11 protein-coding genes and 1 other annotated feature are annotated in these 14,976 nt (G+C 52.7%); of the genes, 7 read left to right on the top strand and 4 right to left on the bottom strand.

Annotated elements, in window-relative coordinates; translation table 11 throughout:
• Positions 1 to 58 precede the first annotated feature (58 nt).
• Together DNH61_RS20155 and DNH61_RS20150 are read right to left on the bottom strand one after the other, a co-directional pair.
• The gene (locus DNH61_RS20155) at positions 59 to 1,240 is read right to left on the bottom strand and encodes an acetoin utilization protein AcuC (RefSeq protein WP_111148633.1); all 1,182 of its coding nucleotides are present in this window, start codon (positions 1,238 to 1,240) and stop codon (positions 59 to 61) included.
• 27 nt (positions 1,241 to 1,267) lie between these two features.
• The gene (locus tag DNH61_RS20150) at positions 1,268 to 1,876 is read right to left on the bottom strand and encodes a GNAT family N-acetyltransferase (protein ID WP_111148837.1); all 609 of its coding nucleotides are present in this window, start codon (positions 1,874 to 1,876) and stop codon (positions 1,268 to 1,270) included.
• Between the two features lie 300 nt (positions 1,877 to 2,176).
• On the opposite strand from DNH61_RS20150, the gene acsA reads away from it, so the two are divergent.
• Positions 2,177 to 3,901: an acetate--CoA ligase gene (acsA, locus tag DNH61_RS20145; protein ID WP_111148632.1), complete on the top strand. Its 1,725-nt coding sequence runs from the start codon at positions 2,177 to 2,179 to the stop codon at positions 3,899 to 3,901.
• A gap of 80 nt (positions 3,902 to 3,981) precedes the next feature.
• Here acsA and DNH61_RS20140 read toward each other — a convergent pair whose 3' ends face one another.
• Entirely contained in the window at positions 3,982 to 7,179 is a 3,198-nt protein-coding gene (locus DNH61_RS20140) for a transglycosylase domain-containing protein (protein WP_111148631.1), read from the bottom strand.
• 151 nt (positions 7,180 to 7,330) lie between these two features.
• Positions 7,331 to 7,635 (top strand) — a binding site (T-box leader).
• A gap of 53 nt (positions 7,636 to 7,688) precedes the next feature.
• Here DNH61_RS20140 and tyrS point away from each other — a divergent pair.
• Positions 7,689 to 8,939: a tyrosine--tRNA ligase gene (gene tyrS, locus DNH61_RS20135; protein WP_111148630.1), complete on the top strand. Its 1,251-nt coding sequence runs from the start codon at positions 7,689 to 7,691 to the stop codon at positions 8,937 to 8,939.
• Between the two features lie 140 nt (positions 8,940 to 9,079).
• On the opposite strand, the gene rpsD is transcribed toward tyrS, so the two are convergent.
• The gene (rpsD, locus tag DNH61_RS20130; RefSeq protein ID WP_111148629.1) at positions 9,080 to 9,679 is read right to left on the bottom strand and encodes a 30S ribosomal protein S4; all 600 of its coding nucleotides are present in this window, start codon (positions 9,677 to 9,679) and stop codon (positions 9,080 to 9,082) included.
• Positions 9,680 to 10,110: 431 nt separating this feature from the next.
• On the opposite strand from rpsD, the gene DNH61_RS20125 reads away from it, so the two are divergent.
• From DNH61_RS20125 to DNH61_RS20105, 5 genes are all read left to right on the top strand, one after another.
• The gene (locus DNH61_RS20125) at positions 10,111 to 12,042 is read left to right on the top strand and encodes a sensor domain-containing diguanylate cyclase (protein ID WP_245948275.1); all 1,932 of its coding nucleotides are present in this window, start codon (positions 10,111 to 10,113) and stop codon (positions 12,040 to 12,042) included.
• Between the two features lie 190 nt (positions 12,043 to 12,232).
• Positions 12,233 to 13,015, top strand: a complete 783-nt coding sequence (locus DNH61_RS20120) for a hypothetical protein (RefSeq protein ID WP_111148628.1) — start codon at positions 12,233 to 12,235, stop codon at positions 13,013 to 13,015.
• A 74-nt stretch (positions 13,016 to 13,089) separates the two neighbouring features.
• Positions 13,090 to 14,211, top strand: coding sequence for an aminopeptidase (locus tag DNH61_RS20115; RefSeq protein ID WP_111148627.1), 1,122 nt, complete (start codon positions 13,090 to 13,092; stop codon positions 14,209 to 14,211).
• An 87-nt stretch (positions 14,212 to 14,298) separates the two neighbouring features.
• Positions 14,299 to 14,541: an HPr family phosphocarrier protein gene (locus DNH61_RS20110; RefSeq protein WP_111148626.1), complete on the top strand. Its 243-nt coding sequence runs from the start codon at positions 14,299 to 14,301 to the stop codon at positions 14,539 to 14,541.
• A gap of 143 nt (positions 14,542 to 14,684) precedes the next feature.
• Positions 14,685 to 14,972, top strand: coding sequence for an Fpa/YlaN family protein (locus tag DNH61_RS20105; protein ID WP_181438803.1), 288 nt, complete (start codon positions 14,685 to 14,687; stop codon positions 14,970 to 14,972).
• Positions 14,973 to 14,976: the final 4 nt, after the last annotated feature.

Raw genomic sequence — 14,976 nt, 5'->3', positions numbered from 1 at the left:
CTGCCATGCGGGTGATACCCGCGGCAGCCTCTGTTTCATTCCGAAGACTATCATGTCCCTAGAAATCCTGTACCGCGATCCGCATGGTCGCCCGGTTTCGCTCCGTAATCTCCGCACGCCGGGGCATTGGCGGCCAATCGTCTGTAGAATCCAGCCACGTTGCAGGCAGCGGCTGTTCATCTGAGTCTGCCCACCTGTCAATCCATGACGAGGGCAGTACGGCTTCTCGGTCTCCTGCACGCAGCCTCCCGGCTAGAGGATGATCACTCATCTCCAGCCAGACGAGCGCCCAGGCCCTTGGCACAACCCGGCGTATGTCATAGCCTCCCCCCCCGGTAGCAATCCATCTGCCCTGCGCATAACGATGCGCTAATTCATGGATTACAGCGGGCATCTCCGCGTAGATCTGCATGCTGCAATGCGTATGGGAGAGCGGATCGAAAGCATGGGCGTCACAGCCATGCTGGCTGACAATGACATCCGGCTTGAAGGCAGCGGCGGCCTTTTCTACGGTATAACGGAAGCATTCGAGCCACGATTCGTCCTCCGTATAGGGCTCTACCGGGACATTGCAGCAGGCGCCAAAGCCGTCAGCGGTTCCCCGCTCATGGACGAAGCCGCTGCCGGGGAACAGGAATTTGCCGGTTTCATGGATCGAGTAGGTCAGGACATTCGGGTCCGCGTAGAATGCCCATTGAACCCCGTCACCGTGATGAACATCCGTATCAACATACATAACCCTTGCGCCGTAACGTTGCCGAATGTGGGCGATGGCGACTGCTGCATCGTTATAGACGCAGAAGCCGGCTCCCTTGTCAGGAAAGGCATGGTGCAGCCCGCCGGCCAAATGATAAGCATGTTTGCAGCGGCCTGTCATGACCATCTCAGCAGCATGTACCGTCCCCCCCACTATGAGAGAAGCGGCATCGTGCATGCCGCGGAAATAGGGGGTGTCCTCTGTACGAAGCCCATACCGGTCTGCTTCCTCTATCATCCACCGGTCAGGCCCTGCCAAGCTTAAGCTGCTGACCAGGCGGATATAGTCAGGCCGGTGGATAAGGGCGAGCATTTCCTCGGAGACCCGTTCCTGGGAACTGATATTGTGCTCACGTAATACCCCGGTGCGTTCCAGCAGATCTATAGTCAGGGTCAGACGATGCGGATGGAAGGGATGATCTTCATTAAACTTATAGTGTGCCGTATCAGGATGATGAACGAATAAGGCTTCTGCCGCCGCCATAGTTAGCCTCCTCTCAGTGGGAATCACTTAATACATGAATCTTTGACGGAACCGGACACGGTCAAATTGTTCAATGGATTCCATCGGTACCTCACGTCCGATCCTCACCATCAGGCAGTTGGCGGGGTGCGAGCAGATTTCCGGGTCGTCTGTTGCATACCAGACCATGTCAACCGTCTTCATCAGCTTCTCCATCATGGACCTGTATTCCCACACGTTGAGTCCGCTCTGTTCCAGATCCCAGTGCCAGTAATATTCGGTTGTATAGACAATCGCGTTCTCCAGCTGTCCTCCCGCGAAGGCACAGCGGATCATGCGTTTGCCAAGCCCCAGTGAACGGTAATCATTAGCAACCTCAACAGCACCGAGCTCGATCAGGTCATCCATTCCGCCCTCTGACCATCTTTCCAGCTCGTCGGGGTAATGGAAGGTTACGTAACCGACAATTAGTTCGTCCAGCCTTGCGACCACAATCCTGCCTTCCGGCAGACCGGCAATCTCTACCAGCGCCTCATGCTGCTCGGCAGGTCTTCTAAAGGCGTCCAAATCCTTATGCAACCTGTAGCCGGCCAGCCGTTCGGGCGGGACGGGGCCTTCGATGATCAGCTCACCGAAAGAGGAGGAGACTCGTTCCATATGATGGTGCTTCCGATGGTCCACTGCAGTCAACTCCTTTCCATAATGTAATCCCCTTGCAGCAGAGGCGAAAAGACTGTGACGAAGGGGAAGGGATTGTGCTATAATAATGGCGATATTGTGAACAGCAGACCTTGGCGCTGTGAATAAATTGACTCTGTACAGGTTAATTGTAAGCGTATTCTTCGATGTTTGTAAAGGCTGATCGCAGGTAATCCCCAATCCCCCGCAGTGCGGTGATGCACCCAAGAGTGGAACTCAGATGACGAACGAATTCCGATGTTCAGGAGGTCGAGTGCAATGAGTGTACAGCATCAAGAGTGGCTGCCAGTGGAAGGCGGCAGTCCGAATATGACGGATTACGAAGATGCCTGCCGGACATTCCGGCTGGAAGAGGTAGAGCAGGCCTTTTCCTGGTATGAGACAGGCAAGGTAAACATGGCTTACGAGGCGGTAGACCGCCACGTACATAATGGCAAAGGCGGGAAGACCGCGCTGTATTACAGTGACAGCAGCAGGGAAGAGAGATATACCTTTGAGCAGCTCAGCCGGGAATCAGCCAAGGCGGCTAATATGCTGCGCAAGCTTGGTCTTGGCAAGGGGGACCGGGTGTTTATCTTTATGCCGCGCACACCCGAGCTGTATTTCTGTCTGCTGGGTGTTCTTAAAATCGGTGCCATCGTAGGCCCCTTGTTTGAAGCGTTCATGGAGACGGCGGTTCGAGACCGTCTCAAGGATTCGGGCGCTGCTGCCATCATTACAACACCGGCCTTATTGTCCCGCATACCCAGGGAAGACCTGCCTGACTTAAAGCACATTATTGTGATCGGAGACGATGTTCCTGACGGGGAAGGCTTCGTGGATGGAAAAGCGGAGCTCGCTGCCGCTTCGGATAATTCGGCTATAGAATGGCTCTCGCGTGAAGATGGCCTTATCATTCACTACACATCAGGCTCTACGGGCAAGCCGAAGGGTGTATACCACGTACAAAATGCGATGCTCCAGCATTATTATACCGGCAAGGTTGTGCTTGACTTGAAGGAGGAGGACGTCTATTGGTGTACCGCAGACCCGGGCTGGGTTACCGGGACCTCCTACGGCATCTTTGCTCCCTGGCTGAACGGTGTGGCCAATGTCGTCAGAGGCGGCCGCTTCAGTCCGCAGGACTGGTACAGCACCATTGAGAAATACAAGGTGACAGTGTGGTATAGTGCCCCTACCGCATTCCGCATGCTGATGGGTGCAGGCGATGAGGCGGCGGCCTGCTGTGATCTGTCGAGCTTGCGCCATGTGCTGAGTGTCGGCGAGCCGCTGAACCCGGAGGTTGTGCGCTGGGGCAAGAAGGTGTACGGACAGCGTATACATGATACCTGGTGGATGACGGAGACAGGCGGCCAGCTGATCTGTAACTACCCGGCGATGCCGATCAAGCCCGGCTCAATGGGCCGTCCCGTCCCAGGCATAGAGGCTGCAATCATTGATGATGCGGGGCAGGAGCTTCCCCCTTACCGTATGGGTAATCTAGCCATACGTACACCCTGGCCGTCAATGATGCGTCAGATCTGGAACAACCCGGCTAAATACGAAGAGTACTTTCGGATTCCCGGATGGTATATTTCAGGCGATTCGGCCTATCGGGATGAGGACGGTTACTTCTGGTTCCAGGGAAGGATTGATGACGTTATCAATACTTCGGGTGAGCGTGTCGGGCCATTCGAAGTTGAGAGCAAGCTTGTGGAGCATCCGGCTGTCGCGGAGGCCGGTGTAATCGGCAAGCCGGATCCAATGCGCGGCGAAATTATTAAAGCTTTCATCTCACTTCGAGAAGGCTATGAGCCGTCTGACGAGCTGAAGGAAGATATTGCCCGGCATGTCAAGATCGGATTATCAGCTCATGCTGCGCCGAGGGAGATTGAGTTCAAGGATAAGCTGCCCAAGACGCGAAGCGGCAAAATTATGCGCAGGGTACTGAAAGCCTGGGAGCTGAACTTGCCGACAGGCGATCTTTCCACAATCGAAGATTAACCGGATAATAGAACAAAAGAGACAGCTGCCACTTTACGTGTGCAGCTGTCTCTTTTGTTGTACCTGCAGCAGGCTCTTGTTTAAGATGCTTTAACCGTTGAGGATGGGGCGGATTCCCCGCCCTCATTGACGGCCGTAACCCGATACCTGCCGCCCTCGGCGCCGGAGCTGTATTCGAATTTGGTCTCGCTTGAAGTACCAATCCGGGTGAATCTGCTCTGCCCCTTCTCACTATAATAAATATGGTAACTGGTTACTTGATCGGATACGGGATTAGGAGCCCAAGCCAGCCGGACACCGCTGCTTGTCGCTTCTATGGTTATACCCGACGGAGCGGATGGGGCAGGTAGAGTCTGCCCGGCTTGATTATTGGCACCTGTACCTCTGTTCCCATTGCCGCTGTTGTTACTGTTGTTGTTATTACTGCCGTTTTCGCTGCCTCGGTTCTCCGAATTGCTGTTCGAATCGTTGTTAGCACTGTTGTCCGTGCTGTCAGCGCCCTCAATCGGTTCAGGCGTTATCCCTTCGTCTAGCGTGTCAGGCGATGGTTTCTGCACCGCTCCTCCTGTCGTGACGATCAGACTTGGTGATGATTCGCGTCCGGCAACATCGACAGCTGTGACATAGTAGCTGTACTGGTGGCCCGCACCAATGCCGGTAACAAACTTCTGGGAATCACCCTTCACGATTGAACTGCCTGATTTCTGATATGCACTGCCGTTCAATGACCGGTACAGCCGGTAGCCGACCACATCGTTTTCCGGGCTGCCCGAGAAGGTGATTTGGACAGATGAAGCCGATACGGATGACAATCTGACGTTAATTGGTGCTGATGGATTAGCGCCATCATCCTTGCGCGGATCCGTCTTAGACGGTGCATCCAGCTTGGCATCTGCCGGCAGGTAATAAGAGAGTGATCTGCGGCTGCTGCCCGAAATCTTGGATTGCGCCTTCTGGATTTCCTCCAGCAGCTCATCGAGCGGCTTCTCCCGGCGGATAACAATCTGTTCGCTGACAAAGTCGGAAGGTGTGGTTGACTGCGCGATATAATTGACGCCATTGTAGCTGATGTACGACATTTTGACGAGTGCGTCATCGCTCTCCTTCGGCAGATACTTCTCATTGAACCAGTCCGTCACAACTCTTCCCATCGAATATGTGAGCTGAGTCGGCCGCTTGCCGCTTACGCTGGATACGGTAGCCTTGACGACCCCATCAGGCTTGGCGAATGCTTTGGTCTCGAACAACTCGGGCCGTTCCTCTGTTACGGCATTCATAATCTTGGTCCAGATCCATTGGGAGCGAAGTCGTCCTTCTTTCGACAATGTATCTGCCTGCCTCTCATATCCCGACCAGACGCCAAGCGTCACATCGGGGGTGAAGCCCAAGAACCATACATCCCCATAGCTCTGTGTGGAACCGGTCTTGCCCGCAATCGGGATGCCCTTGCCTTTGTATTCACGGTTAACGGTTGAAGCCGTACCGTTCGTAATGACGGTCCGCAGCATATCGGTCACAAGAAATGCGGTCTGCTCGGAGAAGACACGAACCGGCTGATGCTTGTGCTCGTATACTGTCTTGCCCGTTGCATCGGTTATCTTGCGGATCATATAGGCATCGTTGAATTCGCCCATGTTCGGAATTGCACCGTATGCGTTGGTTAGCTCTTCAACTGACACCCCTACGCTTAAACCGCCGATGACACCGGTCTGGGCATAATCGTCTTCGGGCTGAATGGTTGTAATTCCCAGCTTGCGCGAGAACTCCCAGGCCTTCGGAATGGTCACCTTATTCAGGAATACCTTCAGAGCCGGCAGGTTAAGTGACCTGTTAAGCGCATCGCGCGCGGTAACAAGTCCCGAGTACCGGTCGTTAGAGTTCTTGGGAATATGGAAGCCCTTCTGGCCGTCTTTGAGCACAATCGGCGCATCATCCAGAACACTGCCCGGCTGTACCAGACCTTCCTCTATAGCAGGGAGGTAAGCGGCAATTGTCTTCATCGTGGAGCCTGGCTGGCGGGTCATCTGGGTGGCATAGTTCATCTGCTCCGTATAAAAATCACGGCCTTCGAGCATACCGAGAATAGCCCCGGTTGAATGATCCAGCATGATGGCAGCGGTCTGTTCCATACCCTTCTCAGCGCTGTCTGGCGTGAAGTTGGCCGGATCAGAGCCGATTTTACGCATGATGTTGTATATTCCGCGGTCAATCGTCGTATAGATTTGGTACCCGCCCCTAAGCAGGTCTTCCCGTTCTTCCTGCACTAGCTGGGCGTTTTCCTTCTTGCGCAGGTCCGCCAGTGTAAGCTGCGGATTCTTCTGCAGCAGCAGGATTTCGGCAGCCTGCCGTTCCGCTTCGAGCATCAGATACGGATAAGTGGCATAAGCCTTCTTGTTTGGCTTGGCAAGCGATGCCCGAATATCAAAGGCTAGAGCCTCGTCATATTCCGCCCGGCTGATTCTGCCAGTTTCGAGCATGCGGCGCAGCACAAGCTTTTGCCTGTCGATTGCGTAACCAATGCCCTCCTCATTGATTTCCCCTTTGCTGGTAAACGCTGTATAGGCGGAAGGGCGCTGAGGCAGGCCAGCCAAATAGGCAGCCTGGGCAATATTAATTTCCTGAAGATTGCTGATGTTGAATATACCCTTGGCAGCAGCTTTAATACCGTAGAGATTATAACCGGTGCTTCCATTGCCAAACGGCACTTTATTAAGATATGCGGATAAGATCTCGTCCTTGGTCAGGAAGCGTTCGAGTCTGATCGACAGGAAAATCTCCTTGACCTTGCGGCTGTCGGAAACGTCCAGGCTTAGAAACACACGCCTTGCCAGCTGCTGCGTCAGAGTGCTTCCCCCGGTCTGGATGTCCTCATTAAGAAGCTTCTGCTTGACTGCCCGGCCAAGTCCGTTGATATCGACCCCGATATGATCATAGAAGTTGTTGTCCTCTGTCGCGAGAACGGCATCTATTACGTTCTGGGGGATGTCCTTCAGCTCGACAAGCCGTCTGTCCTCGTCGGTTCTGAGCTGTCCTACGGCAGAATCATCGTTAAAGTAGACAAAGCCCGTAATTGCATTTTCACCGATCTTTTCCTCAATTTCGGCACGCGAGCGTACGGGGTCGTCCTTAACAAGAGAAGCGACATAACCGGTTAAGGCGCCGCCTGCTAACAGTCCGATCATGAAGCCGAATATGACCAGCCACTTGGTGGTGATCCATACGACCATCCCGAACGTCCGCCAGCCGCTGCGTTTTTTCGGCCGTTGCTGTTCGTCCATGCTATGTATTCCTCCTCCAAATTACCGTCATTTATTATAGCACATTCTACCGGAAAAAGGACTGAAGATTACATAAAGGTTACCTATTCGACAGCATGTTATGAATTGACTTGGCGGATAGTATGTGTTATAAATTCATGTAATAAAAGGTTCAAAAGCGATGACAGGTCCGAGTAGCTGACGGAGTGCCGTATACAGAGAGCCGGTGGTGGGTGCAAACCGGCTGCGGTCCGCATGTGAATTACTACCTTGAGCTGGATAGATGAACGAATCAGCCTTCTCCGGCACAGCAGCCGGAGCCTTGCAGCTGTTCGCTAGTCCGTCCCGGTGCGCATCCGTTATATGCAATGAAGTGAAAGCGCAAAAATGGCAGACTGCCTGTCCGGGGTTCCCAAGAAACAAGCCGGGCGCTTTAACGAGGGTGGTACCGCGGGCTTAATCCTTCCCGTCCCTTGGCAAATTGAAGGGTTCTTTGTCATGTCCACACACCGTCAAGGGAGGAAGCAGTAATGGAGAAGAAAATCAGCCTTTCACCAGAGCAGGAGCAGGAGCTCGAACGCCAGCTCGACGTAATCCGCCGAGGAGTGGTGGAAATTGTACCCGAGGAAGACCTTCGGGAGAAGATTGCAGGGTCTATCGTATCAGGCAAGCCGCTTAAGATTAAGCTTGGTCTGGATCCGTCCGCGCCAGATATTCATGTCGGTCATACCGTGGTGCTGCATAAGCTGCGCCAGTTCCAGGAGCTGGGCCATGTCGTTCAGCTGCTGATCGGTGATTTTACCGGAAGGATAGGGGATCCAACCGGCAAGTCCGAGACGAGAAAGCAGCTGTCTGAAGAAGATGTGAAGCATAATGCTGAAACATACCAGAAGCAGATCTTCAAGATACTGGACCCGGCTCTTACGACTGTCCACTACAATTCGGAATGGCTGGCGCCTCTTACCTTTGCGGATGTCGTGAACCTTGCGGCCAAGCTTACCGTAGCGAGAATGCTGGAACGCGATGACTTTACCAAGCGGTATCAGTCCGGACAGCCGATCAGCATTCATGAATTCTTCTACCCGTTGATGCAGGGATACGATTCAGTTGCGCTGGATTGTGATATAGAGCTCGGCGGGACCGACCAGAAGTTTAATCTGCTGATGGGCCGCACACTGCAGAAGGAATACGGCAAACAAACGCAGGCCGCTATCATGCTTCCTCTGCTGGAGGGACTTGACGGCGTTAACAAGATGAGCAAGAGTCTTGGCAATTACATCGGGATCGATGAAGCGCCGAATGAAATTTACGGCAAGTCGATGTCTATTCCCGATGAGCTGATGGCCAAGTACTACGAGCTGGCGACCGATCTGAGCAATGAGGAGCTGCAGCAGCTGAAGGCCGGTTTGGAGAACGGAACGGTTCATCCGCGTGATGCGAAGATGAATTTGGCCAAGACGTTCGTACGTATGTACCATGGGGAGGAAGCAGCACAGGCGGCTGAACAGCACTTCGTAACGGTGTTTCAGCAGCGGGCGCTTCCGGATGATATAGCCGAGGTTGAAGTCCCCGCTGCAGAGCTGGAGGATGGCCAGATCCGCATTGTGAAGCTTCTGACCGTTCTCGGCCTGCAGTCCTCGGGCAGTGAGGCGAGAAGAAGTGTCCAGCAGGGTGCTGTGAAGATTAATGAAGAGAAGATTGATGATCCCAACGCAGCTATAACGCCTAAGAGCGGGGACGTCATTCAGGTGGGCAAGCGTAAGTTCGCCAAAATCAAATAAGACGAATAACCGTTTAGCCATAAACGGGCAAAGCCTGAAGCCGCCGCTCTTATTCGGTGGCCTCAGGCTTTGTTATTGTTTGTATATTTTTGCCTATCAAGAAAAAGAAAAAACCGGACCCGTGGGGGTCCGGTTTACGATTAACGGCTGTAGAACTCGACGATTTGCTTCTCGTCGATATCTTGGGAGAGCTCCGCACGCTCAGGAAGACGGATGTACTTGCCTTCCATTGCATTGTCGTTGAACTCCAGGTAGTTAGGCAGATGATGACGGCCTTCCATTGCTTCCTTGATCGCCTTCAGACCACGGCTGCGTTCACGCAGACCGATCTGGTCGCCAACGGATACTGTGTAGGAAGGAATGTCTACTTTCTTGCCGTTTACAGTTACGTGTCCATGAGCAACCAGCTGACGTGCACCTGCACGAGAGTTGGACAGGCCAAGACGGTAAACGAGGTTGTCCAGACGGCTTTCAAGCAGAACCATGAAGTTCTCACCAGCGATACCCTTCATCTTGTTAGCCTTGTCGAACAGGTTGCGGAACTGCTTCTCGTTCAAGCCGTACATGTGGCGCAGCTTCTGCTTCTCTTGCAGCTGAATGCCGTAGCCGCTCATTTTTTTGCGTTGTCCAGGACCATGCTGTCCAGGAGGGAATGCTCTCTTCAATTCTTTGCCTGTACCGCTCAGGGAAATACCCAGACGGCGGCTCAGTTTAAACTTAGGTCCAGTATAGCGTGCCATTATGTGGTTAACTCCTTCTTCAAATGGAATGTTTGAAAATGGGGTTAGTGTTTCGCCGATTGTTGTCTGTTAAGATCTAAATGAGATCCTGACGGGAATCTCAGCCGCTGTCCCGCCAGCGACAACAACCGTGAGGGTGACACAAAACCGCTGCCCTATATTTCAACAATTAATATTATAGGAAATTCAGGTGGAATGTCAAGCATGTTTCCTTGACAAAATAGGTGTGGCATTCTTTCTATTCAGAGGAGAAGCTGTCTAGTGGAAGATTAGTGAATTCTAATGGGTCAAAGGTCCTTTGATACGTCTCTAAAACTAGTGCAAACTTCTTAAAAATAAAGTATGATATTAGATATCATGCAAATATGGATTTATGATGAACGGCATCGCTATAATACAGCCTATCCCTGGATGAAAGGAGTGGACGAGCCATGAAGAAATCGTTGGAAACGGGGCAGATATCGGAACATGTTCAGCCGCCTTGCCCATCCGCGGAGAAGGCTGCGTCCGGCTCCTGGCTGGAATACACAGATATTAATGAAGCCGATATACCTTACGTGGGCGCTTTGCTGACGGAGACCTTTACCAGATGGCTCGAAGAGTCCGAAGAGTTTGATATATGGCGCAAAGATTGTCTGTTTTTGTTCGATAGGGAGCGGGTGCAGGTCGCGGGACCTGCAGTTCCGCACGAGCATGAGACAGCCATGGCTGGTTCAATCTCGGAAGCCGTGAGAACCGTTGCAGTCGCCGGGCCGCAGTCTTCAGGTGACAGGCTGGTTTACGGCGTACCGGTGATTAGCCGCTCTGCCGGCCTCCCATTTGCAGTACTCGGGTTGATCACAACGGATCGTGAAGCGGTAGTAGACAGCTCGGCCCTGCGGGCCATGAGCCTGCATTTCCGGAGCTTGTTCTATCAAAGCTTTGAGCGGCTTCTCATGCAGGAGATAACTGCGAGGCACCATCTCCAGGATAAGGAGAACGAGCGCAAGGATGCGCTGTTTCAGACGGCGAAACGGCTCTACGACCAAATTGATGTATCTTCTGTTCTAAAGGAGACGGTACAGAGCCTGGAAGGCTTATACCCGGGCTCCACGATTGAGCTGTTCTTATCCCAGGACTACACGGCTGTAGATTCAAGGGTCAAGCCCCTGGTATTCAAGCACTCGTCGAGCGATATCTGTGCCCGCGCCTTTCTGGAAGGAAAGCCGGTTTCCGAGCGCGATGAAGCGGGGGGCATCCATCTTGCCGTTCCGTTTTCCGGCAAACAGGCCGTTTACGGTGTGCTGCAGGTTTCCATGACAGGTGAGCAGTGGAAGGAGTCTAACCGGGCTTCCTTCATGATGCTGGCCGATACGGCCGGCTCCGCTTTCGAGAATGCGAAGCTGTATGAGCAGTCTAATCTGCTAATTGGAGAGCTTCAGGTCATTAATGAGCTGACCAAGCGGCTGAATCAGTCACTGAAGCTGTCCGAAATCTTCGGATTTGCCACGGGGGAGCTGCTTCAGGTCTTCCAGGCCGAATTCTGCTGTATCCTGAAGTTAAATAAGCAGTCGGGCTGCTTTGAAGTGATGTCCGGCAATATACCGTCAATGCTGCATGAACAATTTTCAACGGATTACGGTTTTTGCGGCATGGTGAACGAGAGCAAGGAAGCCTTGATCATATCCGATTACAAAGGCTCGTCGCAGATTCCATCCAAGCTGATGGACAGCACCAAGGCCCGTTCGCTGATCGCCTCTCCAATTATGGTCGAGGGCGAGGTGGGAGGGGTGATCCTGATCGCTCACCGGGTACCGAATTACTTCTCGTACGACAACTACAAGCTGCTGCAGGTTCTGTCCACCCACATCGGGCTGGCTATCACGAATGCGACGCTGCATGCCGAGGTCAGGCGGATGGTCATTACCGACAACTTAACCGGACTGCATGCAAGGCATTATCTAGATGAGCAGATCAGTCTGCGGCAGCGAGAGGATGCCTGCGGCTCGCTTATCCTCGTTGATATTGATTATTTCAAGCGTGTCAACGACACTTATGGCCACCAGATCGGTGACCGAATTCTGATGCAGGTCAGCGGTGTTATCAAATCGTGCATTCGCGAGACGGATATCGCAGCTCGCTGGGGCGGTGAGGAGCTGGCGGTTTATCTGCCTAAGGTGAGGACGGATCAGGCATACCGCATAGCTGACCGGATCCGCTACCGTGTTGAGAGTGAGACCGAGCCGCGGGTTACTGCCTCCTGCGGAATATCCGAGTGGACGTATGAAGATGATAAAATCAGTGTGGAATCACTTTTTTACCGCGCTGATATGGCGATGTATGATGCGAAGCATCACGGGCGCAATCAGGTGCAGGTCGGTTAAATGCTGAGGTGCTATATTCATTTATTTAAGCTGGTCTCGGGGGCATCCGTGTACCGGCTTTTTTGCATGCCTGAAATCAGGGGGATCAGCTTGTACAGACCAGTGCTGCTGAATAAGACGCTCCTTCCTGGGAAATCTAGTTGCGAATGGATAGCAGGATTGCATTACTTTTAGAAATGAGGGAAGAACCATGCGCCGCAGGAGCTACCGAAGGCTGACATTAAGGCAGGCCATGCTGATGCTGTATCTATTGGCGGCTGTTGCATTAACAGGCTGTGCTGGGGATACACCGAACAGGACAGCGGAGGAGACATTTGAACTGGCAACCGCAGGTCTCATGGCAACGGACAGATACCGTTTTGAGGTGAATATCGGAACGGCCACAGGCGGTTCGGCCATTCGGGATTACGCCGCCTACGAAGGAGAGGTACAAGGCCATACAAAGCTGCTCGTTAAGCAAACGGGGGAGAAACGGATGCATCCGGTAGCAGCGGCCAACCACAAAGCGGCGGACGCCGGAATTTATCATCCGGCTGAACGCATGAGAGAGCTGGAAAGGCTGGAGAAGTCGGTATCCTACGGCAGAACTGTCGAAGGCGAGCGAACCTGGCTGCTTGACCTCCGCTTATCGGATAAGGCGGCTAAAGCGGATACGGCGGCCCGGCTGCAGCGGGACTTGGATAGAGTGGCCAAATCCTCCACCCAGAATGTTTCCAAGCAGCAGGGGAAAGAGGGGGCTGCTTATCGTGAGAAGCTGGATAAGGAAATCGCCGATTCGTATCGTGAGCTGGAGCAAATTATCAAGACGCTGGAGGTGGAGACGGAGATCCATATGACGGTCGACCGCCAGACGCTCCGGCCTGTCCAGCTGGAAGAAAGATCGGTCATGCACTACGTCATGAACGGCAGACAGCAGCAGGAGACACGGGTGGCAGCCGTTAGGTTTTCCGGTTATGACAGCAGTCCAGGTTAGCAAGTGCAACTTGCGGTAAATCGTGGTAGGATGATTAAGTGTGTAGCTATAGATAAACAAGGAGGAGACAGCAGATGAGAGACCCGCGGATTCAAAAGCTGGCGCAGAATCTGACTGCTTATTCAGTCAACGTCCAGCCTGGGGAAAATGTGTTGATTGACATGATCGGAAGCGAAAGAGAACTCGCCATTTGCCTCATTGAGGAAGTGGCCAAGCGTGGGGGCCGCCCCTTCGTCGAGACAAGTGACCGCACCGTGCTTCGTGCGATGCTGATGAATGCCACTAAGGAGCAGATGGAGCTGTGGTCATCGCTGGATTTGAAGCGAATGGAAGCGATGGACGCGTATATTGCCATCCGGGCAGGTGAGAATGTAAATGAGCTCTCCGATGTACCGGAAGACAAGATGCGACTGTATGAGCAAATCTATCGCCATCCCGTACATATGGAAGAGCGCGTGAAACGAACCAAGTGGGTCGTGCTTCGCTATCCGAACTCCTCAATGGCTCAGCTGGCTGGCATGAGCACCAGAGCTTTTGAGGACTTTTATTTTGATGTGTGCAACCTGGACTATGCCAACATGGATAAGGCCATGGACCCGCTGAAAGCATTGATGGATCGTACCGACAGGGTGAGAATTGTTTCGCCTGGTACTGATCTGAGCTTCTCCATCAAGGGCATTGGCTCGAAGAAGTGCTCGGGCAACCGGAACATCCCGGACGGCGAAGTATTCACGGCGCCGGTACGCGACTCCGTAAACGGAACGCTGCATTACAATACGCCGACTGTATATTCCGGTGTCTCCTTCGAGAATATCAAGTTTACGTTTGAGAACGGCAGGATCGTGAAAGCGGAATGTGACGACTCGAAGCGCCTGAATGAAATTCTGGATGCGGACGAGGGAGCGCGTTATATCGGCGAATTCAGCCTGGGCTTTAACCCTTACATTCTTCATCCGATGAAGGATATTCTGTTTGACGAGAAGATTGCCGGCAGTCTTCACTTTACCCCGGGCCAGGCTTATGAGGACGCGGATAACGGCAACCGGTCTTCCGTACATTGGGATCTGGTGCTGATTCAGCGGAAGGATTACGGCGGCGGAGAAATCTATTTTGATGATGTGCTGATCCGCAAAGACGGCATATTCGTGCTGCCTGAGCTTGAAGGACTTAATCCGGAAAACTTGAAGACATCATGAATTTGATGTTTGACCCTCTTGTAGGTTGTGGAAAATCACGGTATGATGAAGAAAGTTGTAACATACTCGAAAGTGGAGGGATTCAGCATGTCCAATAACGCGGCAATTGTAGACATCTCCCAAACTGCCAATCAGTTCCGTTCGTCCATTGTTCTTCAAGCTGAGAGCAAGTATATCGATGTGAAGAGCATTCTGGGATTGTTCACGACGCTCGTGAGCGGCCATTCCTATGAACTGCATGTGCATGGACCGGATGCAGAGGAAGCTAAGGCGGCAATGGCTGAAGTGTTCAGCAAGCATAATCTTCAAGTGCGTGTCGTCTCTGAGTAATAACAGCTGTAAGAGCTGGCAGTCAAGCGTCTTTCCTCGATGAGGATAAGGCGCTTTTTTGTTTTGTCCTTGTGTATTGTGACAATTTCGTCTAATATAAAAGATATAAACAACGGCAAGGATTGCGCACAGGGGGGAGTACCGTGTCTTCATCGGATGTGATGCTGCATTTGCATCAAAAGGCGCTTCATCTTCTACAGGAAGATGCCGACAAAATCGAGAAGCTGATAGAAGTCCAGATGGAGAATTTGGCGACCCGGAAATGTCCATTGTATGAGGAAGTGCTGGATACCCAGATGTACGGCTTTTCCCGGGAGGTCGATTTTGCGGTGCGTGCCGGTTTAGTCCCCGAGACGGCAGGCAAGCAGCTTTTAAGTATATTGGAACGGAATCTGGCGCAGCTGTATGAAGCGCTCGACCAAAAGAAGTAGTCTC

The sequence above is a fragment of the Paenibacillus sambharensis genome, from assembly GCF_003233845.1.
Classification (GTDB): Bacteria; Bacillota; Bacilli; order Paenibacillales; family Paenibacillaceae; genus Paenibacillus_I; species Paenibacillus_I sambharensis.
The sequence above is the reverse complement of the archived record's forward strand: the minus strand, read 5'-3'. Positions and strand labels throughout refer to the sequence as shown.

Excerpts from the sequence above, each read along its gene's own strand:
- DNH61_RS20155 (WP_111148633.1), bottom strand. The coding sequence starts at position 1,240 with ATGGCGGCGGCAGAAGCCTTATTCGTTCATCATCCTGATACGGCACAC.
- DNH61_RS20150 (WP_111148837.1), bottom strand. The coding sequence starts at position 1,876 with ATGGAACGAGTCTCCTCCTCTTTCGGTGAGCTGATCATCGAAGGCCCC.
- acsA (WP_111148632.1), top strand. The coding sequence starts at position 2,177 with ATGAGTGTACAGCATCAAGAGTGGCTGCCAGTGGAAGGCGGCAGTCCG.
- DNH61_RS20140 (WP_111148631.1), bottom strand. The coding sequence starts at position 7,179 with ATGGACGAACAGCAACGGCCGAAAAAACGCAGCGGCTGGCGGACGTTC.
- tyrS (WP_111148630.1), top strand. The coding sequence starts at position 7,689 with ATGGAGAAGAAAATCAGCCTTTCACCAGAGCAGGAGCAGGAGCTCGAA.
- rpsD (WP_111148629.1), bottom strand. The coding sequence starts at position 9,679 with ATGGCACGCTATACTGGACCTAAGTTTAAACTGAGCCGCCGTCTGGGT.
- DNH61_RS20125 (WP_245948275.1), top strand. The coding sequence starts at position 10,111 with ATGAAGAAATCGTTGGAAACGGGGCAGATATCGGAACATGTTCAGCCG.
- DNH61_RS20120 (WP_111148628.1), top strand. The coding sequence starts at position 12,233 with ATGCGCCGCAGGAGCTACCGAAGGCTGACATTAAGGCAGGCCATGCTG.
- DNH61_RS20115 (WP_111148627.1), top strand. The coding sequence starts at position 13,090 with ATGAGAGACCCGCGGATTCAAAAGCTGGCGCAGAATCTGACTGCTTAT.
- DNH61_RS20110 (WP_111148626.1), top strand. The coding sequence starts at position 14,299 with ATGTCCAATAACGCGGCAATTGTAGACATCTCCCAAACTGCCAATCAG.